Origin of the sequence: Endobacterium cereale, assembly GCF_009617585.1 — a bacterium.
In the GTDB taxonomy this organism is placed as follows: domain Bacteria; phylum Pseudomonadota; class Alphaproteobacteria; order Rhizobiales; family Rhizobiaceae; genus Neorhizobium; species Neorhizobium cereale.
In genome coordinates, this window is sequence record NZ_WIXI01000040.1 from 12,084 (window position 1) to 36,282 (window position 24,199).

A 24,199-nucleotide genomic window follows, 5' to 3' on the forward strand; every position below is an offset into this window, starting at 1 on the left:
CCATAGTGTCGCCCATGATCTCCACTCTCCGAATTACCGCTCTGATCGGGCTTGTCATCTTCGGCTTCTCCTTCGCTCTCACCTTTCTGTCGCCGATCCATTATGAAAAAGCCGCCCGTGGTTTTCTCGAATGGAAGATCGAGGAACAGGTGCGCACCCGGTTGGATGTGATGCCGGACGAAATGCGTAATGGGCGCATCGCCCGTTTCGCAAGATCGATGGCCGAGCGTCACGACACGGAAATCGCGGGCTTGCGCGAACAGTTGCGTGCCGGCCTGAAGGATAAGGTTGCCACCATTGTCGGGCGCATGCAGGATGTTTCCTGCGAGTGTCGCCAGGTCATGACGCGAGCGCTCAACATCGTGACGAGGTTGCAGATTTCATCGCTGGAAAGGGCGGAACCGCAATTGCGCCGGATGATCGAGGGACAGTACGGTGAAATCGTCGCCGATCTCCTGCGTGAGCTGCGCATTTTCACGGCTACGAATCTTGGTGCCTTTGCTTTGCTGCTTGGCATTTCCTTCGCCAGGCCCGCCCATGCGAAGCCACTGCTTGTCCCGGCGACTCTTCTGGTCGGCGCGACGGTTGTCGCCAGCGCCTTTTATATCTTCGGCCAAAACTGGTTCTTCGCGCTTCTTTATAACGACTATGTCGGCTTTGGTTATACCGCCTGGCTGGTAATCATCTATGCGTTCCTGCTGGATATCGCGTTGTTTCAAGCGCGTATCACCTCTTTTGTGCTGGATGCGATGACGCAGGTTATGGGCAAGGTTTTCTCGACAATTCCTTGCTGATCACGAGACGGTTTCAGCTGCCAACCATGTCAGTTGCGGATCGCTTTGTTCCGCGGCCTCGGGCCTGATCCGGGGACGATGGGGCAAGCCCGCAAAACGCCGGTATTCTTTAAATTCTCAAGATCACCAAGGCACGGCTCTGCCTTCATCTCACTCGACTGTGGAAATGAACCCGTTCGCGGCAATACGCCGCATAATTGCCAACCGGATCGCGGGCAGACCGGCTTGTCGTGGCGAAAAAGAGATCGCATGATTGATCGGTTAAAGATTCATTTCAGCCGCGGGCAACGGTTTCTTTGCGCGATGTGGCTGGTCGGCCGGGAGCCGCGCTTGCGGCGTCAATAAAATGGCGGCAACGTCGAACCGGCAAGGAAACGGGGAAGGGAAGACAGGGACAATGAAGATTGGAGCGTTGAAGGAACGCGCGGAGAACGAGGCGCGTGTCGCGATGACGCCGGACTCTGCGCTGGCATTGCAGAAACTCGGTTACGATTGTTTGATCGAAGCGGGTGCGGGCAAGGCCGCCGGTTTTTCGGACGATGCTTATCGCACCGCCGGCGTGACAGTTGCCGAGAGTGCTGCAGCGTTGTCGTCGCAGGCTGACGTGATCGCAAAAGTTCGTCCGCCGGAAAGTGCCGAGCTTGCCGAGCTTGGCCCGGGCAAGACGCTGATCTCGTTCTTCTATCCTGCACAGAATTCGGCGCTTCTGGAAGAAGCCAAGGCCCGCGGCGTCAACGTCATCGCCATGGACATGGTGCCGCGCATTTCGCGTGCCCAGAAAATGGACGCGCTGTCGTCGATGGCCAACATCGCCGGTTACCGCGCCGTCATCGAGGCCGGCAACAATTTTGGCCGCTTCTTCACCGGTCAGGTCACCGCCGCCGGCAAGGTGCCGCCCGCAAAGGTTCTGGTTATCGGCGCAGGGGTCGCCGGTCTTGCGGCCATTGGCACCGCCACCTCGCTCGGCGCCATCACTTATGCCTTCGACGTTCGCCCGGAAGTGGCCGAACAGATCGAATCCATGGGTGCGGAATTCGTCTTCCTCGATTTCAAGGAAAACCAGCAGGATGGCGCCGCGACCGGCGGTTATGCCGCGCCTTCTTCGCCGGAATTCCGGGAAAAGCAGCTGGAAAAGTTCCGCGAACTTGCGCCGCAGATCGACATCGTCATCACCACAGCGCTGATCCCCGGCCGCGATGCGCCGAAATTGTGGACTGCCGACATGGTGGCGATGATGAAGCCGGGTTCGGTCATCATCGACCTTGCCGCCGAACGCGGCGGCAATTGTGATCTCACCGTCGCCGACCAGAAGATCGTGTCGGAAAACGGCGTCACCGTCATCGGTTACACCGATTTCCCCAGCCGCATGGCCGCCCAGTCGTCGACGCTCTATTCGACCAATATCCGCCACATGATGACGGATCTGACGCCGGCCAAGGATGGTGTCGTTGTTCACAACATGGAAGACGACGTCATCCGTGGCGCAACGGTCACCAAGGAAGGCGAGATCACCTTCCCGCCGCCACCGCCCAAGATCAAGGCGATCGCTGCGCAAAAACCGAAGGAAAAGGTCAAGGAACTGACCGCTGAGGAGAAGCGCGCCAAGGAAAGTGCCGCCTTCAAGGCGCAGGCCAAGAACCAGGCCATTCTGCTGGCTGCCGGCACCGCTCTGCTTCTGCTTGTCGGTGCTTATGCGCCCGCCAGCTTCATGAGCCATTTCGTGGTTTTTGTGCTCGCCTGCTTCATCGGTTTCCAGGTCATCTGGAACGTGTCGCATTCGCTGCACACGCCTTTGATGGCTGTCACCAACGCCATCTCCGGCATCGTCATCCTCGGCGCCCTGTTGCAGGTCGGCTCCGGCAACTGGCTCGTGGTCATTCTGGCCGCGCTCTCGGTTCTGGTCGCCACCATCAATATCGTCGGCGGGTTCCTCGTCACACGGCGCATGCTCGCCATGTTCCAGAAGTCGTGATCGGGTAGGGGTATAAACATATGACGATCGGTATCGTTTCCGCCGCCTATATTTCCGCGGCTGTTCTCTTCATTCTTTCGCTCGGCGGTCTTTCGGGTCAGGAAAGCGCTAAGCGCGCCGTCTGGTACGGCATTGTCGGCATGGCGCTCGCCGTGGTCGCCACCATCCTCGGCCCGCAGGTTCCCGGCGGTTTCGGCAACTGGCTGATCATTCTTCTGATGATCGCCGGTGGCTCGATCATGGGTTACACCGTCGCTGCCCGCGTGCAGATGACGGAAATGCCGCAGCTTGTCGCAGCACTTCACTCCTTCGTCGGCCTTGCCGCCGTATTCATCGGCTACAATGCCCATATCGAAGCATGGCGTGTCGGCGGCATGGATGAAGCCACCCGCGCAACGCTCGAAGGCTTTTCCGCCATTCTGGCCCATAAAACCCCGGTCGAACTCGCCATCATGAATGTCGAAGTTTTTCTCGGCGTCTTCATCGGTGCGGTCACCTTCACCGGGTCCGTCGTTGCTTTCGGCAAGCTGGCCGGCAAGGTTGACGGCAAGGCGAAAAAGCTTCCGGGCGGCCATATCCTCAATGCCAGTGCTGCCATCCTGTCGCTCATCCTGCTGGTCATGTACGCCAATGGTTCGGGCGTCTGGATCTTGATCCTGATGACGCTGCTGGCCTTCTTCATCGGCTATCACCTGATCATGGGCATCGGCGGCGCCGATATGCCGGTCGTGGTGTCGATGCTGAACAGCTATTCCGGCTGGGCGGCCGCTGCCATCGGCTTCACGCTCGGCAACGATCTGCTGATCGTCACCGGTGCGCTGGTCGGCTCCTCCGGTGCGATCCTGTCCTACATCATGTGCAAGGCGATGAACCGCTCCTTCGTCTCGGTCATCTTGGGCGGCTTCGGTGGCACGACGGGACCTGCCATGGAAATCGAAGGCGAACAGATCGCCATTGATGCCGAAGGCGTTGCCAATGCGCTGAACGACGCCGACAGCGTTGTCATCGTTCCGGGTTACGGCATGGCTGTCGCGCAGGCACAGCAGGCCGTGTCCGAACTCACCCGCAAACTGCGCGCGGCCGGTAAGGAAGTGCGTTTCGCCATCCATCCGGTCGCCGGCCGTCTGCCGGGCCATATGAACGTGCTGCTCGCCGAAGCCAAGGTTCCCTACGACATCGTTCTCGAAATGGACGAGATCAACGACGATTTCCCGAACACGGATGTCGTCATCGTCATCGGCTCCAACGACATCGTCAATCCGGCAGCCGAAGAAGATCCGAATTCGCCAATCGCCGGCATGCCTGTTCTGCAAGTGTGGAAGGCCAAGCAGGTGTTCGTGTCGAAGCGCGGTCAGGGCACCGGTTATTCCGGCATCGAGAACCCGCTCTTCTACAAGGAGAACACGCGGATGTTCTATGGCGACGCCAAGAAGTCGGTCTCCGAACTTCTGCCGATGATCAAGTAATCGCGAAATAATCGAGCAAAAACAGAGGGCCGGAGCAGCTATGCTCCGGCCCTTTTTGCTTCGGTGATGATCGCCGCCTCAGGCAGCCGCTTCGGAATAAAACCGCCGCAGCTGCGGATCGACACGGTGATGCCGCTCGGACGATTCAGAAGACGCGTATTCGACAATCACACGCCGTCCGGCCCGCGTCTCGCGCTGCACCCATTCGCTGATCGTCTCGGCGCAGGTATGGTCGAGATAATGCAGGTCCGGCGCGGTCAGCCGCACCGGCTGGCTCGCCGGCAGCTTTTCGAGCAGGTTCAGGAGCGCCGGAATGCTTTTGGCGGTCGCCGCACCCGTGAGGTTGAGATAGATCTCGTCCTCAGTTTCCGCCGTTTCGATATGCAGGCGACGGCGCAGGTAAGGCACGATTTCCGCAATCGACAGCGCCAGACCGACACCAACACCGATCAGCAAATCTTGCGTTACGACCAGCGATACGGTGGCAAACCAGATGCCGACCGGCACCCAACCGTGTTGGTCGAACAGGTGGCGCACATGGTGCAGGCTGACGAGACGCCAGCCGGTCACCAGCAGAACGGCCGCCAGAGCCGTCAACGGCACCACGCCGAGAAGCTGCGGCAGCAATGCCACCAGAGCCAGAACCCATGCGCCATGCATGACCGCCGAAAGACGGGTTTTTGCGCCGGCCTGAATATTGGCCGAGGAACGCACGATCACACCGGTGATCGGCAGCGCGCCGAGCATGCCGCAGATACCGTTGCCGATCCCTTGCGCAAACAGCTCCTTGTTGTACTTGGTGCGCTCGCCATCATGCATGCGGTCGACAGCTGCGGCCGACAGCAGCGTTTCGGCACTGGCGATAATGGCGATCACCAGCACGGTGACGAATATGCCAGGCTCCGTCAGTCGCATGAAATCGCTGGCGCCGGGAATGGAAATGCCATCCAGCAGCGAAGCCGGAAGATTGACACGGGCGATCGGCAAGGCGAAGCCAACGGCCAGCAGTGTCCCGAAGGCAACGCCGATCAGCGCGCCCGGTACGAGCTTCAGCTTGGCTGGACGAAACTTTTCCCAGCCGATCATGGCCAGCAGCGAGGCAACGCCCACCATCAGGGCAAGCGTCTGCGTGGTGATGCCGTCATGCCAAAGCTTTTCGACACTGCCTTCGATGGCGACGACATTCTGGATGCCGCCCGCTGCCGGTTTGGAATCCATCAGGACGTGGATCTGGCCGAGAATGATGAGAATGCCGATACCCGCCAGCATGCCGTGAACGACAGCCGGAGAAATGGCGCGGAACCACGAGCCGATCCGCAGGAAGCCGGCAAGGATCTGGATCGCACCGGCCGCCACCAGAACCGGACCCAGCGCTGCCACGCCATACTGCTCGACAAAACCGAAAACGATGACGGCAAGACCCGCCGCGGGTCCGGAAACCTGCAGCGGCGAGCCAGCAATGGCGCCGACTACAAGGCCGCCGACAATGCCGGAGATCAGGCCCATGGCCACCGGCACGCCGGAGGCCACAGCAATGCCGAGGCAGAGCGGAATGGCGACAAGGAAGACCACTACCGAGGATGCGAAATCAGCCGCGAATGTAGAAGAAGATCGTCCCCCAGAAGAGGCCGGTACGTGCTGGATGAGGTTGTCACTCGCCATCTGTCTTACTCCGCGGCAATTTGCGCAGTAGCCGGGATCACATGCGGCACACCGCGGCCCTTCACGGCAACCGGCAGGTTCTGATGATCACCGATTTCGGTAAACCGTGCGGCGGCACCGTCGTAAACCAAAACATCACCGGTCTCGATGTCGAAGAACCAGCCGTGCAGTGTCACCTCGCTTTTGGCGAGTTTTGCCGCAACGGAAGGATGGGTGCGCAGATGGTCGAGCTGGACCACGACGTTTTCCATGGCGACAGCACGGATCTTTTCCTTTTCATTCATGTTCGGCGGATAGGCCTCACAGACGATGGAATGCGCCGCATGGCTATGTTTCAGCCATGCGGCCACATTCGGCATCTTGCCGAGCAGGTCGGGGTGGCAGAGCCCCTTCATGGCGCCACAGTCCGAGTGGCCACAAATGATGATGTCGCGTACGCCCAAGGCGACGACTGCATATTCGATGGCCGAGGAAACGCCGCCGTTCATGGTCTGGAACGGCGGGACGATATTGCCGGCATTGCGGCAGACGAAAAGTTCGCCGGGGCCGGACTGCGTGATCGTTTCCGGCATGACGCGGCTGTCGGCGCAGGAAATCATCAGCGCCTGCGGCGATTGTCCCTCGTGCGCAAGCCTGCGGTATAGCGCCGAGTGATCCGGGAAAACGGCGCCGCGAAAACTGGAGATGCCCTTCAGAAGGTCGCCCATGGTCGTATCCTCTTTGGCCGGCGAGCACGTCAGGAGGCCTGCACTCGATCCGGTAGTTTGAATGAAGCGATCATTTCGCACTGCAAAATTAGCAACGTGAAAATGACAACTGACTGACATGAAGGAAGTCGGAATGTGAGGAGTAATCGCTATAAATCGATTTTACGGTAAAAATACCTTGTTCTGACGCTCGCAAAAAACTGTTGTTTGTCAATTGACTAGCGGCGAGTCGTGGACAAACCGCTAAAAAGGCGTCAAAAATCTGTGATGATCAAAGTATTTTTGGCTTTTGCGCAAGTTATACGTTGCGACGCACAAATACACGCCTTTAGGTGGCGCGTTTGTGACTGGTGATCAACATGCGCGAACCGTCTCAAGGCTGATTTAATCTGATAAGAAGACGCCAGAAATCAAAATGAGGCGCGATAGGTGCGCAAATAAACTCGCCCTTGCTTAGGCGGCCAAAGCAAGGGCGAGTTTGTCGTTCGATACTGTGAGGCGTGTGATTACGCCGAAGGTGCATCCGACTGCAGCAACTGCCAGGATTCGTAGGCAGAAATCACCGTTTCCATCTGCGCCGTGTGGCCGGCGATGAAATCGTCGCCGTAGATCGTTTCATCCGGATATTCAGTGATCAGCGTCAAAGGCACCGTATGACGGTCGTCGATCGACGAAAGGCAGGGGAAACCGTTGATGATACGGAAACCTGTTTCGCCGGCATGGCTCTCGTAGAGCGCGATCTGGCGATTATTGTATTCGAGAATGCCCGGAATGGCGCCGAGATGACGGGTGACGTGGTCGAGCATGGCTTCCGCCTGCTGCGTCCAGCCGGCGTGGTGGCGCATGACGAGAAAAAAGCCTTTTGGCAGTGTCCACATGGCAAAGTTGCGTGGCACGTAACCGGAAAGCGGGCGCGTCCATTCATGCGACGGATAGCCGTGAAGGTTCACATGCAGCTTTGCGCCGCTGAGTTCCTGTGCCGTGAAGCGGATAGCCTTTTCGTTCAGGTGCTCGCCCGAATTTTCGCGGGTGCGGTATTCAAGGTCGTCACCCAGCGCGGTGTAACGTGCGGCATGGTGCATGTGGCGCGGGTTGTCGACACGCAGGCGCTGGTGAAGTGCATAGCCATCCGGGTTTTCCAGCGGCGAGATGGTGAAATGCGCATTGGCGCGCTGCTTCAGGGCACGGGCGGCGCGGATAGCGCCGACGATGCCGGTCGTCTCATTGGGATGCTGACCGCCGCTGATCATCACGGCCGCTTCAGAGCCCTTGATGTATCGGGCCGACAGTACGCGCCCTGAGCGGGATTTGGTGTTAAATTCCTCGCCTCCGATTTCGGCCAGTAGCTTGGCCATCTGGCTGGCTGCCGGCGGTTCTTTTGCGGTGTCGATTGCCTGTTCCTTGCCGTCGAGGAAACCGGTCGTCAGCGGCCGGGTTTCGACACGAATGCCGATTTCGCCGGCGCTTTTCACGATCTCGGGCACGATCTGGCCGGGCTTCAGGCCACGGTCGCCGAGCGGACGGCCGGACTTCTTCTGGAAAAACTCGAGCAACGAGAAGTAGAAATCCTCGTGCAGCGCTTCGCAAAGGCTCACCACCTCGTCGCCGACCGGCAGGTCCATGTCTTCGGCCGGATGCGAGACGCGGATGTTCAGCTCTTCGAAATAGGGTTCGGTCGAGCCCCAGTCATGACCGGCAATTGCATCGATGGCGCTGTGGAACAGTTTTTCGTAATCGGTTTCCAGACGCTCGCCCGTCGCATCGCCTTCGGCACGGTACCAGCCGGTTGGCGAGACATTGGTTTCGCCGACGACATCCTGATGCACGCGGTTCGGCACGAGAATTTTCAGCGTTTCGCTCTGACCGTTGCGGGTGAGCGTTACGTCATAAAGGAACTCGCCGTCTTCACGGGCAACGAATTCGATCCTGGCGTCACCGACAAGCGCTGCCAGCGGGTAGGCTTCCAGTCGAAACCGGTTGGCAGGCGCATTGGTATGCACCGGGTACCGCACCTCGATATCCGTCACGCCGGCTAGGTCGATCTCTTCGAGAAAGGTGAAGAGAAGCGGCTTGTAGGCGCTGCGGATGCGGGCAGTGACGCCCTTGTCCTTCAGCGCTTGCTCAGTGGCACGGCGGCTTTTTGTATCGTCAAAAGTCCAGGCTTCGAATGACAGGCCGGGCTTGGCTCCCATGACCAGAGTTTCAAGAGTACGCTCAATGGAAGTCTCGAAGATCGTGGTCATGGGTGTCATGCCTTGCTGTGTATCGAAGTGTTTATCTGGAGGTGCGGCCGGTCGGGTCGAGGCTGTCGCGCAGCCAGTCGCCAAGCAGGTTGAGGCCGAGCACGGTGAGCAGGATGGCGAGGCCCGGGAAGACGCTGACCCACCATGCCGTCTGCAGATAGGTACGGCCATCGGCCAGCATGCCGCCCCAGCTCGGAATGGTCGGATCGACGCCGAGGCCGAGGAAGGTCAGGCTGCTTTCAAGCAAGATGTTGTTGGCGACGTTGAGCGTCATCAGCACGATCACCGGGCCGACTAGGTTCGGCAGCAGGTGCTGGAAGATGATGCGCCAGTCCTTCACACCGATGGCGCGGGCCGAAAGGATGAATTCGCGCTCGCGCAGCGTCAGCACCGAACCGCGCACCAGACGGGCATATTGCACCCATTGCGACACGATCAGCAGGATGATCGTGTTGGTCAGGCTGCCGCCGACGATGGCGATGAAGGTGATGGCGAGCAGGATGAACGGCATAGCAAGTTGCAGGTCGGCGAAACGCATGACCAGCATGTCCCAAAAACCGCGGTAATAGCCGGCGATCAGGCCCATCAGCACGCCAAAAATCACGGCGCCGATGACGGAGGTGAAGCCGACCAGAAGCGAAATCTTGCCACCGGCGACAACGCGGGCCAGCACGTCACGACCGAGCGGATCGGTGCCGAACGGGAAGGCGGGATTGGTGAACGGCTTTACCAGACGCGACAGCAGGTTGATCTTTTCGGCACCGCCGGGAAACAGCAGATCGGAAAAGAGAACGGCGAGGCAGATGATGACGGTCAGCGAAATGCCGAGAATGAATTCGAGGCTCGCGAAGCGCGACAGGCGGGAGGTTTTGGTAGCCATGGTCGGTTACTCCGTGCGGATGCGCGGATCGACGAGGCCATAGGCGATGTCGACCAGAAGGTTGATGCCGACGATCATCAGCGAAAGAACGGTGATGACAGCCTGAAGCACGGGAAAATCGCGTGCGCCGACGGCATCGAAGGCAAGTGTGCCCATGCCCGGCCAATTGAAGACACGTTCGATGACGACGATGCCGCCGAGCAGGCCGCCGAACTGCAGGCCAAAATAGGTGATCAGCGGAATGGCGCAGTTACGCAGCGCGTGCTTGTAGAGAACCTTGCTTTCGGAAAGGCCCTTGGCGCGCGCCACCATGATGTATTGCGACTGCAGGGTCTCCAGCATCGAGGTGCGCACGAGGCGAACGTTGGTCGCCGTCAGGATGACGCCCATGGTGATGGCCGGCATTACATAACTTGCCCAGCCGGACATGCCGCTTGGTGGCAACCAGCCGAGCGTGATGGCAAACAGCAGCACCAGCATGGTCGCCAGCCAGAAATTCGGGAAGGACAGGCCGATCAGCGAAAAAATGCGGATCGCCTGATCGGCGGCCTTGCCGCGCGAGGTGGCTGCCTTGATGCCGAGCGGAATGGACAGCACGATCGACACGAACATCGAGATGAAGGCCAAAAGCAGCGTGGCCGGAAGGGCATGACCGATCAGCAGCGAGACAGACGTGCCACCGGAAAAGCTGCGTCCGAAATCAAGCGTGACCAGGCCCTTGAGGAAGTTGAAATATTGCACGAAGAACGGCTGGTCGGTGCCTAAAGCGGCACGAATGCGCGCAAGGTCGTCCTCCGTCATGCTGCCGCCGCCCTGAAACATCGTCACGGCCGGATCACCGGTGAGGCGAATGGCAAACGAGACGACGAGTGTGATGGCGATAACGACGAAAATCGCCTGTAGCAATCGCTTAATGAGGAATCCGGCCAAGTTCTCGTTCCTAAAAGAGAAGTCCAGCCTCGCCCGCGGGGATGCGGGCGAGGTATTGTTTCCTGTGAAGTGACGTCGATTAGTCGACGGTGACTTCGTTCAGCTTCATGCGGTTGTCAGGCGGTGCAATGAAGCCCTTGACCCGCTTGTTGATGCCGAAGATGGCGTTGGTGTTGTAGAGCGGCACTTCCAGCGCGCGTTCGGCGGCGTAGGCGCCGACTTCCTTGAGGATCTTTTCGCGCTCGGCACGGTCAGTCAGCGGGCGCTGCGATTCCAGCAGCTTGTCCAGCTTTTCGTCCTTGTCGTAGGGGTTCCACTTTTCGCCAGAGTGGTACATCGAATACGCCGTGTTGTCGTAATCGAAGGTCCAGCCGCCCCATTTCTGCTGGAACATCGCGCCGGTCTTGCCCTGCGGGATTATGTCGTTCAGCAGAACGTTGGTTTCGTAAGGCTTGATCGTGGCGGTGATGCCGACCATCGACAGATAGCTGGAAATTACCTGCGCGACTTCGTTCATCGTCGCGTCATTGCCGCGGATGTCGATCTGCAGCGTGGCACCAGCCTTTACGCCGGCTTCCGCCAGCAGCTTCTTGGCGCCTTCCGCATCGTAGGGGATCGCCTTCAGGTCAGGATCGAAACCGAAGGAAAGGGCGCTCTGGAAGCTGGTGATCTCGGATGCCTGGCCGGCAAGGATCGACTGCACGATCGTGGCGCGATCGATCGCCATGATGATCGCCTTGCGAACCTTCGGATCGGCAGTGATGCCGTCGCGGGTGTTGAAGCGCAGGGCATCCACGGTCGGGCCGGGGACGGACAGGATTTCGAGCTTGCTGTCACCCTGGATGACCGGCAGCATGCCGATCGGGATGGTCGGCGGGATGACAAGATCGACGCGGCCTGCCTGCAGTTCGGCAACGGCGGTCGCCGGCTCGGCAATGAAGCGGTATTCCAGTTCAGACAGTTTTGGCGCGCCGCCAAAATAGTTCGGGTTGGCTTCCAGCTTGATATTGACCTTCGGCTGGTAGGATACGAACTTGAATGCGCCCGTGCCGACCGGGTTGAGGTTGAAATTGTCCTCACCCTTTTCCTGAATGTACTTTGGCGGAACGATCATGCCGCCGTAACCTGCAAGCTTGGTCAGAAGAACCGGATCCGGCGCCTTCAGCTTGAGGTCGACCGTATAGTCGTCGATGACATCGATGCTGTCGATGGCGATGTAGTTAGAACGCTGCGGGCCCTTGGCACCCTGTTCGCCGAGAAGGCGCTCGAAGGTGAACTTGACTGCTGCGGCGTTAAAATCTTCGCCATTGTGGAATTTGACGCCCTGGCGCAGCTTGAAGCGAATGCGCTTGCCTTCGTCCAGTTCTTCCCAGCTTTCGGCAAGGCCCGGTACCAGCTTGAGGTCCGGACCGCGATAGGTCAGGCCGTCAAAGATGTTGGTGGCAACGGCTGCCCACTGAACGAGAAAGGTGTCGATCGGGTCCCAGCTGCCCGGATCCTGCGGCGACGAGATGGTCATCTTGCCGGCGGCAAGCGCCGGGGCTGCTGCAAAGGCCACGCTCGAAAGCGCAATGGCCATGAAGCCCGCTTTCATTCCCAGTTTGAACATTGTCATTCCCTGTTCCTCTTCAGATGCTTGCGATTGTTTCGCGGTTTATGACGCAGGTGTCTCAGGCGCTCTTCGCAACGAAGTGGCCCGGATTGATTTCCTCATGGACGAGGATAGGTGGCTCGTCGCCGACGCGACGGACGGGGTTCGGAATTTCGCCCTCGATCAGCGCCGTGTTGCGTGGTGCTGTCGGATCAGCGACCGGTACAGCGGACAGAAGACGGCGCGTGTAATCATGGCTTGGCGTTTCGAAGACTTGGGCGCGCGAGCCCATTTCCATGATCTGCCCGAGATAAAGTACGGCGACGCGGTGGCTCATCTTCTCGACCACTGCCATATCGTGGCTGATGAACAGATAGGCGAGACCACGTTCGGCCTGCAGGTCCATGAACAGATTGATGATCTGCGCCTGGATCGACACGTCGAGTGCCGACAGCGCCTCGTCGGCAATGATAAGCTTCGGGTCGGAAGCAAGTGCGCGCGCAATGCAGACGCGCTGACGCTGGCCACCGGAGAACTCGTGCGGGTAACGTGACGCAACATCCGAAGAAAGACCGACACGCTCCAGCAGTTCATCGACGCGGCGCTGGACGGCCTTGCGGTCGTTGATCAGCGAGTGGGTGTTGATCGGCTCGGCGATGGAAAACCCGACCGTTTTGCGCGGATCGAGCGAGGCAAACGGGTCCTGAAAGATATACTGCACTTCCTGGCGCATGCGAAAACGCTCGGCGGCAGACATGGATGAATAGCTGCGGCCGTTGAAGGCGATTTCGCCACCCATGGAGGATTGCAGTTGCTGGATCGTGCGGCCGATGGTGGATTTGCCCGAACCGCTCTCGCCCACCAGCGCCAGCGTTTCGCCGGGGTGAATGTCAAAGCTGACGTTCTGGACGGCGCTAAGCCGATGTGTGGTCGTGCCGAAAAGCGTTTTCTTGATATCGAAGCGGACCAGCAGGTCCTTGACCGACAGAAGCGGTTTTTCGTCGTATTTCGCGGTATCCTGCACGCGCTCCTCGCCGACCACAGTCGGTTCGCCATCCTGAAGAACGGTCAGCGGCATGCGCTTCGGAAACTCTTCGCCGGTCATGCTGCCAAGTTTCGGCACAGCCGAGAGCAGGGTGCGGGTATAGGGATGCTGCGGGTTGGCAAAAATTTCGCCCACCGGACCTTCCTCGACCTTTTTGCCCTTCCACATGACGACGACATGGTCGGCCATTTCGGCAACCACGCCCATGTCATGCGTGATGAACACCATGCCCATGCCGAGCGTCTTCTGCAGGTCGCGCATGATGTTGAGGATCTGCGCCTGAATGGTCACGTCGAGCGCCGTGGTCGGCTCGTCTGCGATCAGCAGTTTCGGGCGGCAGGCAAGTGCCATGGCGATCATCACGCGCTGGCGCATGCCACCGGAAAGCTGGTGCGGAAAGCGGTGCAGAAGCTCCGCTGAATCCGGCAGACGCACCATGTCGAGCAACCGACCGGCTTCCGTCATTGCTGCGGACTTGCCGAGCTTTTCGTGCAGCATCAGAACTTCGCAGATCTGGTCGCCGATGGTGAAGACCGGGTTGAGCGAGGTCATCGGCTCCTGGAAGATCATGGCGATCTCCTTGCCGCGGATCGACCGCATCTCTTTTTGGGATGTCTTCAGCAGGTCCTTGTCGTTGAACATGATGCGGCCGGTCGCGTATTTCGCGCCCATCATGTCGGCAAGCCGCATGGTGGACAGCGAGGTGACCGACTTGCCGGAACCGGATTCGCCGACGACGGCCACCGTCTTGCCGGCCTCTACCGTGAAGGACAGGTCATCGACCACACGGCTCGAACCGAATTCGACGCTCAGATTTTCGACCGACAGAAGCGGCTTGATGGTTTCGCTCATGTGCGTGTCTCCGGCTTGGCCTGTTCGGTCGTTGAGTCTTTGCCGCTATCGATGCGGGCGATGACGGCGCCTGCCGTCAGTGAGGAACCGGCTTCCGCAAGGATGGTGATGGTGCCGGAAACCGGTGCTGTAACCGCCGTTTCCATCTTCATCACATCCATCATTGCCAGAACTTCACCTTTTTCTACAATAGCGCCATCGGAAACATTCCAGTGAACGAGAAGACCGGGCACGGGTGCTGTCACCGCACCGGCATCCTTCTCTTCGCTCTTCGCGTCGCTGTTCGAGGCTGCTGAAAGCGGCCCCAGCAAACGCAGGAATGCATCGGGAATGCCGATTTCCACACGCTTGCCGTCGATTTCGATCTGGCCGCGCAGAAGGTCGGCGGTAGCTGTAGGAGCGGGACGGCTGGCGGCGTCTAGCGTCTCGGCAAAATCGGTTTCGATCCAGCGCGTGTGAACGCGGAAATCCGTGGCGAAATCATCATGCGCGACGACGGCACGATGGAAGGGCAGGACGGACGGCACGCCCTCGATCACAAACTCATCCAGTGCACGGCGGGCGCGGGCAATCGCCTGTTCGCGGGTGGCGCCCCAGACGATCAGCTTGGCCGACAAAGAGTCGAACATCGGCGGAATGGTGGAGCCGGTGACGACGCCGGAATCCAGACGTACACCGGGGCCAGATGGCGCGGTAAACGCAGAAATCTGGCCGGCGGACGGCAGGAAGCCTCGGCCGGGATCTTCCATGTTGATGCGGAACTCGATCGCATGGCCGCGCGGTTCCGGCATCTCCGTCACGCTGATGGGCAGGCCTTCAGCGATACGGAACTGTTCGATGACGAGGTCGAGTCCCGTGGTCTCTTCCGTCACCGGGTGTTCCACCTGCAAGCGGGTGTTGACCTCGAGGAAGGAGATCACGCCATCGGCGCTGAGCAGAAACTCCACCGTCCCGGCGCCGGTGTAACCGGCTTCAGCGCAGATATCGCGAGCGGCAGAATGAATCTTTTCGCGCTGTTCATCGGAGAGAAAAGGCGCAGGTGCTTCCTCGACAAGTTTCTGGTTGCGACGCTGCAAAGAGCAATCACGGGTCCCCACCACCAGAACATTGCCGAGACGGTCCGCCAGCACCTGCGCCTCGATATGCCGCGGGCGGTCGAGAAACTGCTCGACATAACATTCGCCGCGACCAAAGGCGGCCACCGCTTCACGCGTGGCCGATGAAAACAGTTCTTCGACTTCGCCGAGTTCGCGCGCGATCTTCAGGCCGCGTCCGCCGCCGCCATGCGCCGCCTTGATAGCGATCGGCAGGCCGAATTTTTTGGCGAAAGCCAGCGCCTCGGCGGGCGAGGAAATCGCGCCATCGGAACCGGCAACCAGAGGTGCGCCAACCTTCTGGGCAATTGCGCGCGCCTTCAGCTTGTCGCCGAGCGCTTCGATAACCTGCGGATCGGGACCGATCCAGATGAGGCCGGCATCGATGACGGCCTGCGCAAATTCACTGCGTTCCGACAGAAAACCGTAGCCGGGATGCACGGCATCGGCACCGGAACGCTTGGCAATGGCAATCAGCTTGTCGATATCGAGATAGCTGTCCTTGGCCGTCACGCCGTGCAGCGCATAGGCTTCGTCGGCCAGCGTGACGAACAGCGCGTCGGCATCGGCATCGGCGTAAACGGCGACCGAGGTCGGGCCGTAATCCTTGCAGGCCCGGATGATCCGCACCGCGATCTCGCCGCGGTTTGCTATCAGAACCTTTTTCATGGGCATTTTCCTGGAATGAAACGGGGCGCGAAGCTGGTGATCGCGTTGAAACGGATTTTTGCGCCGACCGGTATCTGGCCGGCGAGATCAAGATGATGACCGGCGACATTGGCGATGACCGGATAACCGCCGGTCAGCGGATGGTCGGCGAGGAACAGCACGGGCTGGCCACTGGCCGGAACCTGCAGCGCACCGCGAACGGTGGCCTCGCTTGGCAATTCCCCGTGGTTGGAACGTTCCAGCGCATCACCCGACAGGCGGATGCCGACGCGGTTGGATTGCGGTGTGACCGACCATTCCTGGGCGAAAAAGCTTTCGACGGCGGCCTCGGTGAACCAGTCGGTGCGCGGCCCCATGACCACGTCGAGCACGACGGTTTCGGTGGCAGCCGGCATGGCAAAGGCGGGTTCTTCCCATGAAACCAGTGCATTAGCCGGTGCGGGCAGAATGGCAACGACATCGCCGGCAACAAGTGCTGCGGGGCCGATCTGCGCAAGCGTATCCGTCGCAACGCTTCCGAGGACCGGCGCGATATCGAAACAGCCACGCAGTGCCAGATAAGAGCGCATGCCGGCTGCTGCCGCGTCGAGAGACACCACATCGCCGTCATCGAGTGCGATCGCGCTGTGATGCGCAGCGGAAATTTTCGTGCCGTTGGCGCCGGTAATGGTAATCGGAGTTGTGGCGCCCGTCACTGCCATCACACCTTGTCCGCGCATGCGAAAGCTGAGGCCGCCAAGAGAGATCTCGAGTCCTGGGATGTTGACCGGATTACCGACAAGACGGTTGGCGGCCTTGAAACTTGCGCGGTCGGCAGCGCCGGAAACACTGATACCCTGGCTGGCCTGTCCGGCGCGACCCAAATCCTGAAAGACGACCGGGAGGCCGACGGAGATGATCTCGATTGCCGAAGCGGCATCTTCTACGCTGGCTATCAAAGGCTTTTCAGCGACCTTGCCAGACGGCAGAATCTCATACGCCGCATCCTTCGCCATATCGCGGAATTTGATGCGGCTGCCCGGCTGCAGCAGCGAAGCGGGCGTGCGGTCGATATCGAACATGGCGAGCGGCGTCGTGCCGATCAGCTGCCAGCCACCGGGGCTGGTTTTCGGATAGATGCCGCTGAATTCGCCGGCAAGCCCCACGGCACCGGCCGGAACTTTTGTGCGCGGTGATTTGCGGCGCGGCACGGTGAGGCGCGGATCGCCGCCCGAGAGATAGGCAAAGCCCGGCGCAAAACCCGTAAAGGCGGCGACATAATCGCTTTCGCCATGTAGGTGGATCACGTCATCGATGCTCATGCCGAGAATGCCGGCAACCTCGGCCAGATCCTCGCCATCGTAACGAACCGGAATTTCCACCAGTGCGCCGGATGCCGCCTTGCGTTCGCCACCGGCAAAAGCCGAGACGGCTGCGACAAGCGCCTCATCGGAAATCGTGTATGGATCGAAGGAGACGAGCAGCGTGCGCGCCGCCGGGATGATTTCGGTGATGCCCTCGACCGGGTTGTTTTCCAGCGCCTCGAACAAAGCCAGCGCCTCGCCGAGATCGGCGAGTTCCACGAGAATGCAGTCACCGCGCACCGGCAGGATACGCATCGACGTGTCTCGGGAGGAGGTGAGGGCGACGGACTGCATGATGGTTCAGGCCGTCGCGGTAAAGGAGCGGATGGTCAGGCCGGACTGCTCGAATTTTTCACGCAGACGCTTGGCCATGGCGACGGCCCCTTCGCTGTCGCCATGCACGCAGATCGACTGCGCATCGACCTTGGTGAGCGTGCCGTCGATTGCCTCGATCACGCCTTCCTTGACCATGCGCACCATGCGTTCGGCAATCAGCTCGGGATCGTGCAGGACGGAACCCTTTTCGCGACGGGAAACGAGATTGCCTTCCGGTGTATAGGCGCGGTCGGCAAAAGCCTCGGTGACGACGGTGAGGCTGGCGGCTCGGGCCTGTTCGACAAGTTGCGAGCCGGCAAGCGCCATCAGTACCAGCGACGGGTCGATGGCGAGAATAGCGTCGATGACATCCTTGCCCTGGCGCTTGTCGATGGCAATCGTGTTGTAGAGCGCGCCATGCGGCTTCACATAGGTGACGCGGGTGCCGGCGGCCTTTGCAAGACCCTGCAGAGCGCCGATCTGGTAGATCACGTCGCCGATCAGTTCTTCGCTTGTCGGGTCCATGTTGCGGCGGCCGAAACCGGCAAGGTCGCGATAACCGACATGGGCGCCGATGGCGACGCCGCGCTCGGCTGCGGCCTTCAATGTCTTGAGAATGCCGGCAGGATCACCCGCATGAAAACCGCAGGCCACATTGGCGCTGCTGACGATATCGAGCATGGCGGAATCATCGCCCATCTTCCACGCACCAAAACTTTCGCCTAGGTCGCTGTTGATGTCGATGTTCATCATGAACGCTCTTCCCTCGCCTTATTCTGAACAAAAGCTAACAAAGGAGAACAATGCTGTCCATAGTGTTGAACAATTTTTATGTATTGCCCTACAAAGCGTCAAATGCTCATAAAGTGAGCGTGATTAATTTTTTGCACGGTTTTATTCGTGTGGCAGCACACCTTCCGCGTCATTCCTCTTGTGAAGGCGGTCTTGGCGTTCTACCGGGATGATGGAATCTGGTTCGCAGACAAAGGGGAACGGCTTGGCTGCACGCAAACCACAGGTAGAGGGCGCGAAAGCCTCCGCCTCGACCGATGGCCGGATGCAGGCCGGCTCGCGTGCGACCGAACAGGTGCAGACGCTGGCCGAAACCGTCGCGGCGCGTATCCGTGAACAGGTGATTTCAGGGCGGCTGACACCCGGCAGCCATCTCTCCGAACAGACGCTGAGCGAAGAATTGCAGGTTTCGCGCAATACGCTGCGCGAAGTGTTTCGCATGCTCACCAAGGAAGGTCTGCTGCGTTACGAAGCCAATCGCGGCGTGTTCGTTTCCACGCCGAGCATGACGACGATCATCGACATCTATCGGGTGCGGCGTTTTATCGAATGTCCGGCACTCGCCCATGCGCATCCGCGTCATCCCGGCGTGACCCGCATGCGCGATGCCGTGGAAGAGGCGCGCCGTTGCCGTGAAGCCAAGGATTGGCTTGGCGTCGGCAGTGCCGATATCGCTTTTCACGCCGCCATCGTCGAATTGTCCGACAGTCCGCGCATGGCCAGCTTTTACGCGCAGATTGCTCTGGAGCTGCGCCTCGTTTTCGGCCTGCTGAAAGACCCCGAATTTCTGCATGGTCCCTTCATCGACGAAAATCTCGAAATCGTGACGGCGCTTGAGGCCGGCAACGCAACGGGTGCCGCCGAAATGCTGGAAGCCTATCTTCTGAGAGCGGAACGTTTCATTCTTGGCGCCTATGCGCGGGTAACGTCCGAGACCTGAATATCCTTTGTCCGGCTGACGTGCTCTTGCCAATGCGCTAATGGCAGAAGACATCATGTCGACAAGGAGATTCCCTCATGGCCGATTCCGACCCAGAACAGACGTTGGAGCGCAAGCGAGGTTCCGGCGTAAAACTGGTCTACGACCTTTTGCGCGATGAAATCCTCGATCTCAAACTGGCGCCGGGAAGCGCCATCGACGAGGTTGCGCTCGCCGCACGTTTCGGCATGTCGCGCACGCCGATCCGCGAGGCGCTTGTGCGGCTGGTCAGTGAGGGGTTGATCGAGACCCTGCCCAATCGCTCGACCATGGTGTCGAATATCGATTTCCTCGGCATGCACGCCTATTTCGACGCGCTGGTGCTGATGTATCGTGTCACCACCCGGCTGGCGGCCCAACATCACCGGCCGGAAGATCTCGAAAACATCCGTGCTCATCAGGCCGAGTTCAGCGATGCCGTCCGCTCGCAGGATGCACTGGCGATGATCGCCACAAATGCCGCCTTTCATTCGGCAATCGCTGCGGCCGGTCGCAACGCCTATTATGCCGGTTTTTTCGATCGTCTTCTCGGCGAAGGGCGGCGCATGTTGCGGCTTTATTATCAATCCTATGAGGACCGGTTGCCGAACCGTTTTGTCGATGAACACGAGGAAATCATCGCTGCCATTGCGGCGCGGGATGTCGACGCTGCCGACAGGCTTGGCAAGGCGCATGGCGAGCAGATCGTCGAGCAGATCGGCCGGCTTCTGACGCGCCACGAACGGCAGGATATCGAACTCTAAAAATATTGTATTTTTCTTGTCGACAAGAAAATCAGAAAGAGTATTCTCCGTTTTCAGAAGCGCGGGAGGCTTTCTGCCCGCCTGAAAAGATCGAGGAGTTCTGGAATGGCCGCAAACATTTTTTCCGGCGTCGTGCCGGCGCTGATGACCCCCTGCAAGGCGGACCGCACGCCGGATTTCGATGCGCTGGTTTCCAAAGCCAAGCAGCTGATCGAAGCCGGCATGTCGGCGGTCGTTTATTGCGGATCGATGGGTGATTGGCCGCTGCTGACAGATGCGCAGCGCATGGAAGGTGTCGAGCGTCTGGTAAAGGCCGGCATTCCGGTCATCGTCGGCACCGGCGCCATCAATTCCGCGTCTGCCGTGGCACTTGCTGCGCATGCCCAGAAGGTGGGCGCGCAAGGTCTGATGGTCATTCCGCGCGTTCTGTCGCGTGGCTCGGTCATTTCGGCCCAGAAGGCGCATTTCAAGGCGATCCTGTCGGCGGCTCCGGACCTTCCGGCCGTTATCTACAACAGCCCCTATTACGGTTTCGCCACGCGCGCCGACCTGTTTTTTGCTCTGCGCGCCGAACATCCGAACCTTGTTGGTTTCAAGGAATTCGGCGGCCCGAACGATATGCGTTATGCCGCGGAAAACATCACCAGCCGTGATGACAATGTCACGCTGATGATCGGTGTCGATACCGCTGTCTACCACGGTTATGTCAATTGCGGCGCGACCGGCGCAATCACCGGCATCGGCAATGTGCTGCCGAAGGAAGTGCTGCATCTGTGCAATCTCGCCATCGCAGCCGCCAAGGGCGATGCGGATGCCCGCGTCCGCGCCAAGGAACTGGAAGAGGCACTCGGTGTGCTCTCCTCCTTCGATGAAGGTCCGGATCTGGTTCTCTATTTCAAGCACATGATGGTGCTGAAGGGTGATGCAGAATACGCGCTCAACTTCATCGAGACCGACGTCCTTTCCGACAGCCAGCGCGGTTATGTCGAGACGCAGCTTGCGCTCTTCGACAACTGGTATGCCGACTGGAGCAAGCTGCCGGGTGCAGTTCAGAGTGCCAAGGCATCCTGATTTTGATATGAAAAGCCCTCCGTGCGGAGGGCTTTTCTTTTGGGGACGGGGATCAAGAGCGAGCCACAAAGGCCGCCGGAAAGTTTTGGGAACATGAGCAGGTCGGATGTTGTCGTCATCGGCGCAGGCGTGGTCGGACTGTCGATTGCCATCGCCGCGAAGATGCGGGGTTTGGAAGTTACCGTCATCGATCGCGAAGGCCCGGCCGCCGGCGCTTCCGCCGGCAATGCGGGTGCCTTTGCCTTTACCGATATCCTGCCGCTCGCCTCTCCAGGCATTCTGAAAAAGGCACCAAAGTGGCTGCTTGATCCGCTCGGGCCGCTCAGCATTCCGCCGGCTTATGCCCTGCAGATCGCGCCGTGGATGCTAAAATTCTGGCGCGCCTGCCAGCCATCGCGTGTGGCCCATTCCACCAGCGCCCAGACATCGCTGATGGATCTTTCAAAGGCCGAGCTGGAAGTCTTTCTGTCGGCAACCGGCACGCTGCCGATGTTGCGCAAGGACGGCAATCTGCAGGTTTATGAAAGCGATGCCGAGTTTCAGGCATCGCTGCCGGGTTGGGACGCGCGCAAAAAACACGGCATCGAGTTCCGCCATGTGGATGCCGCCGAAATGGCAAGCCTTCAGCCGGGGCTGGCGCCGCGTTTCATTCGCGGCACGTTCACGCCGGGCTGGTATTCGATTGCCGATCCAAAGCTCTACACGCTGGCGCTTGCCGAGCATTTTTCCGCGCTCGGTGGCTCAATCGAGATAACCGAGGTCAAGGCACTGCGGCCAGTCAGCGATGGCGTCGACATCCTGACAACGGATGGCGGCAAGAGGAGTGCCGCAAAAGTCGTCCTGTCCGCCGGTGCCTTTTCACACCGTATCGCGAAGACGCTGGGTGAAAACATTCCGCTGGAAACGGAGCGTGGTTACAACACCACCTTGCCCGCCGATGCCTTCGATCTGCGCATGCAGGTCACATTCGGCGGCCATGGTTTTGTCGTCACGCGTCTGACCAGTGGCATCCGTGTTGGCGGCGCCGTTGAGCTCGGAGGACTGGACCTGCCGCCGAATTTCAAGCGCTCGGAAGCCATGCTGAAAAAGGCGCAAACCTTTCTGCCTGGCCTCAAGGCCGATGGCGGCACCCAGTGGATGGGCTTTCGCCCGTCACTGCCGGACAGCCTGCCGGCGATCGGCCGTGCGAAGGCCACGCCCAATGTGGTTTATGCTTTTGGCCACGGCCATCTCGGGCTGACCCAGTCAGCGGGTACGGCGCGGATCGTGGCCGATATGCTGACGGGACAGAAAACGGTGATCGATGTCGCCGCCTTCTCGCCACAACGCTTCGGCTGAGTTTCTGGGTGGCGGCAGTCGCTCAGGAAAGAAAACGGAATCCGTGCCTGGCGGTTACCCCTCACCAAGCGCGTCCAGCGCTCGGCTTCGCCTCACGCGGACTTGCTATCCTCTCCCGCAAGGGGAGAGGGAGGGCGTCGAGGGTTCAGCACCGTTATCTCTCCCCTTGAGGGAGAGAAAGCGATTTCAACATCTTAGCCAAAGGCTAAGTGTTAGAAATCGCAAGTGAGGGGCTTGTTTTTCTGGGCCGCACACTCTTCTTCTTCGTCATGCCGGCACAAGGCCGGATGACGAAATACAAGGCGAACCAAAGGTTTTAGCCAAACGGCTTTTCAATCGAATGGGCCGGTTCAGTGAAGAACACCGGGCCGGTATCCGACATGTAGATGATGTCTTCCAGACGCACGCCGCATTCGCCGTAAACGCAGAGCATCGGTTCGTCGGAAAACACCATGCCGGGTTCGAGTTTGGTGGTGTTGCCACGCACGATATATGGGTCTTCGTGCAGATCCATGCCCAGACCGTGACCGGTGCGGTGCGGCAGGCCGGGGACTTGGTAATCCGGGCCGTAACCGGCTTCGGTCAGCACTTTGCGCGCGGCGGCATCGACGTCTTCGCAGGGGGTGCCGATTTGTGCTGCCTCGAAACCGGCGCGGTGGGCCTTTTTCTCCAGTGCCCACAATTCGCGCTGCCGTTCGGTCGGCGTGCCAAAAATGTAGGTGCGGGTGATATCCGAATTGTAGCGATGGATATGGCCTCCGAGGTCGATCAGCACCATGTCGTCTTTTTTCAGCGTCTGGGCGTAAGGCACGCCGTGCGGATAGGCGGTCGCCTCGCCGAACTGGGCGGCGGCGAATACGTGGCGCATGCCGAGTTTGGCATGGGCGGCCTGGATGAAATCGGTGATTTCCGTGGTTGAGATGCCCTCGTAAAGACCTTCCCACACCGCCTTGTGGACGCGCAGGCTGGCGGTCATGGCGGTCTGGATGATGGCGATCTCGGTGGCCGACTTGATCTGGCGGCAGGCAGCGATCAGGTTTTTGGCGCCGATGGTTTTCAGGCGTGCGCCGATATGGGCCGCGATCGGGGTGAAGAAGGTGAAGGGTGTTGCCGGATCGAAGGCCAGTGTATCGCCCTCGGCTTCAAGGCCGCAGATCAGGTCGGCGACGAGAAGGGCCGGGTCTTCGTGTTCTTCCCAGCAGGCAATCGTGCCTTCGATGCGGATCAGCGTGACGGTCTTCGGTTCCTCGAAGGCCGGGCTGATATAGATCGGCGTACCGGAAGAGGGGATGATGGCGCCGTGCAGGCGTTCGCTGGCACCGAGCGTGATACCGGTGAAATAGGTGAGGCTGGTCGAGGTATCGAGATAGACAGCCTTCACATTGGCCTCAAGCATCAGGCCCTGCAGTTTTGCGATGCGCGCGGCGAGTTCCGGCGTGGAAATGGGGGCAACGGCTGCTGCGATGTTTTCGAATTCGGACAGCGATTGTTCGAAGGATTTGTAGACGGGGGCGCTCATGCGGGGCTCTGCCTGATCATGGGATTTCACTATGGCGCGAACGGTTTTGTGTGCATTCGCGATTGTGTTTCACCTAACACGATCGAGCCGTTGCGTCGCAAGTTTTGTGCTAGGATGATCGCCGATTTCCGCTGCTTGACGATGGCCGTGAGTCTCAATGTTTCGTCCTCCTCGGGCCTAACCCGAGGCTCCGA

18 protein-coding genes are annotated in these 24,199 nt (G+C 59.7%); 7 read left to right on the plus strand and 11 right to left on the minus strand.

Translation table 11 applies throughout. The features are described 5' to 3' along the window. Nucleotides 1–14: 14 nt before the first annotated feature. The 3 genes from GAO09_RS09280 (at nucleotide 15) to GAO09_RS09290 (ending at nucleotide 4,232) form a co-directional block, all read left to right on the plus strand. Nucleotides 15–794 (plus strand): hypothetical protein, encoded by a 780-nt coding sequence (locus GAO09_RS09280; RefSeq protein WP_153353737.1) that lies wholly within the window; start codon nucleotides 15–17, stop codon nucleotides 792–794. Nucleotides 795–1,191: 397 nt separating this feature from the next. Further along, nucleotides 1,192–2,766 (plus strand): Re/Si-specific NAD(P)(+) transhydrogenase subunit alpha, encoded by a 1,575-nt coding sequence (locus GAO09_RS09285; protein WP_153353738.1) that lies wholly within the window; start codon nucleotides 1,192–1,194, stop codon nucleotides 2,764–2,766. Between the two features lie 20 nt (nucleotides 2,767–2,786). Continuing rightward, nucleotides 2,787–4,232 (plus strand): NAD(P)(+) transhydrogenase (Re/Si-specific) subunit beta, encoded by a 1,446-nt coding sequence (locus GAO09_RS09290; RefSeq protein WP_153353739.1) that lies wholly within the window; start codon nucleotides 2,787–2,789, stop codon nucleotides 4,230–4,232. A 78-nt stretch (nucleotides 4,233–4,310) separates the two neighbouring features. Here the strand turns inward: GAO09_RS09290 and GAO09_RS09295 are convergent, their stop codons facing one another. From GAO09_RS09295 to GAO09_RS09340, 10 genes are all read right to left on the minus strand, one after another. Further along, a complete protein-coding gene (locus tag GAO09_RS09295; protein ID WP_153353740.1) occupies nucleotides 4,311–5,894 on the minus strand; it encodes a SulP family inorganic anion transporter in 1,584 nt (527 codons plus the stop codon). 5 nt (nucleotides 5,895–5,899) lie between these two features. Beyond that, nucleotides 5,900–6,601, minus strand: coding sequence for a carbonic anhydrase (locus GAO09_RS09300; protein WP_153353741.1), 702 nt, complete (start codon nucleotides 6,599–6,601; stop codon nucleotides 5,900–5,902). Between the two features lie 506 nt (nucleotides 6,602–7,107). After that, complete coding sequence (locus GAO09_RS09305; protein ID WP_410767691.1) at nucleotides 7,108–8,853, minus strand: M14 family metallopeptidase; 1,746 nt, start codon at nucleotides 8,851–8,853, stop codon at nucleotides 7,108–7,110. Between the two features lie 22 nt (nucleotides 8,854–8,875). Further along, complete coding sequence (locus GAO09_RS09310) at nucleotides 8,876–9,724, minus strand: ABC transporter permease (RefSeq protein ID WP_153353743.1); 849 nt, start codon at nucleotides 9,722–9,724, stop codon at nucleotides 8,876–8,878. A gap of 6 nt (nucleotides 9,725–9,730) precedes the next feature. Then, nucleotides 9,731–10,654 (minus strand): ABC transporter permease, encoded by a 924-nt coding sequence (locus tag GAO09_RS09315; RefSeq protein ID WP_153353744.1) that lies wholly within the window; start codon nucleotides 10,652–10,654, stop codon nucleotides 9,731–9,733. 79 nt (nucleotides 10,655–10,733) lie between these two features. After that, nucleotides 10,734–12,269: an ABC transporter substrate-binding protein gene (locus GAO09_RS09320; RefSeq protein WP_153353745.1), complete on the minus strand. Its 1,536-nt coding sequence runs from the start codon at nucleotides 12,267–12,269 to the stop codon at nucleotides 10,734–10,736. Between the two features lie 55 nt (nucleotides 12,270–12,324). Continuing rightward, entirely contained in the window at nucleotides 12,325–14,142 is a 1,818-nt protein-coding gene (locus GAO09_RS09325) for an ABC transporter ATP-binding protein (protein WP_153353746.1), read from the minus strand. Next, nucleotides 14,139–15,905 carry an acetyl/propionyl/methylcrotonyl-CoA carboxylase subunit alpha gene (locus GAO09_RS09330; protein WP_153353747.1) on the minus strand — a complete coding sequence of 589 codons (1,767 nt, stop codon included), beginning with the start codon at nucleotides 15,903–15,905 and terminating at the stop codon, nucleotides 14,139–14,141. The genes GAO09_RS09325 and GAO09_RS09330 overlap by 4 nt, the downstream gene beginning before the upstream one ends. Further along, nucleotides 15,902–17,542: a 5-oxoprolinase subunit PxpB gene (gene pxpB / locus GAO09_RS09335; protein ID WP_235938012.1), complete on the minus strand. Its 1,641-nt coding sequence runs from the start codon at nucleotides 17,540–17,542 to the stop codon at nucleotides 15,902–15,904. Before pxpB ends, GAO09_RS09330 begins: the two co-directional genes overlap by 4 nt. A gap of 6 nt (nucleotides 17,543–17,548) precedes the next feature. After that, complete coding sequence (locus GAO09_RS09340) at nucleotides 17,549–18,316, minus strand: LamB/YcsF family protein (protein WP_209018668.1); 768 nt, start codon at nucleotides 18,314–18,316, stop codon at nucleotides 17,549–17,551. 304 nt (nucleotides 18,317–18,620) lie between these two features. Here GAO09_RS09340 and GAO09_RS09345 point away from each other — a divergent pair, with 304 nt between their 5' ends. The 4 genes from GAO09_RS09345 (at nucleotide 18,621) to GAO09_RS09360 (ending at nucleotide 22,486) form a co-directional block, all read left to right on the plus strand. Beyond that, complete coding sequence (locus GAO09_RS09345) at nucleotides 18,621–19,295, plus strand: GntR family transcriptional regulator (RefSeq protein WP_153353898.1); 675 nt, start codon at nucleotides 18,621–18,623, stop codon at nucleotides 19,293–19,295. Between the two features lie 77 nt (nucleotides 19,296–19,372). Next, entirely contained in the window at nucleotides 19,373–20,077 is a 705-nt protein-coding gene (locus GAO09_RS09350; RefSeq protein WP_153353748.1) for a GntR family transcriptional regulator, read from the plus strand. A gap of 105 nt (nucleotides 20,078–20,182) precedes the next feature. Beyond that, nucleotides 20,183–21,148, plus strand: a complete 966-nt coding sequence (locus GAO09_RS09355; protein ID WP_153353749.1) for a dihydrodipicolinate synthase family protein — start codon at nucleotides 20,183–20,185, stop codon at nucleotides 21,146–21,148. Nucleotides 21,149–21,241: 93 nt separating this feature from the next. After that, nucleotides 21,242–22,486, plus strand: coding sequence for an NAD(P)/FAD-dependent oxidoreductase (locus GAO09_RS09360; protein WP_153353750.1), 1,245 nt, complete (start codon nucleotides 21,242–21,244; stop codon nucleotides 22,484–22,486). Between the two features lie 316 nt (nucleotides 22,487–22,802). On the opposite strand, the gene GAO09_RS09365 is transcribed toward GAO09_RS09360, so the two are convergent. Continuing rightward, nucleotides 22,803–24,005: a M24 family metallopeptidase gene (locus GAO09_RS09365; RefSeq protein ID WP_153353751.1), complete on the minus strand. Its 1,203-nt coding sequence runs from the start codon at nucleotides 24,003–24,005 to the stop codon at nucleotides 22,803–22,805. Nucleotides 24,006–24,199 lie beyond the last annotated feature (194 nt).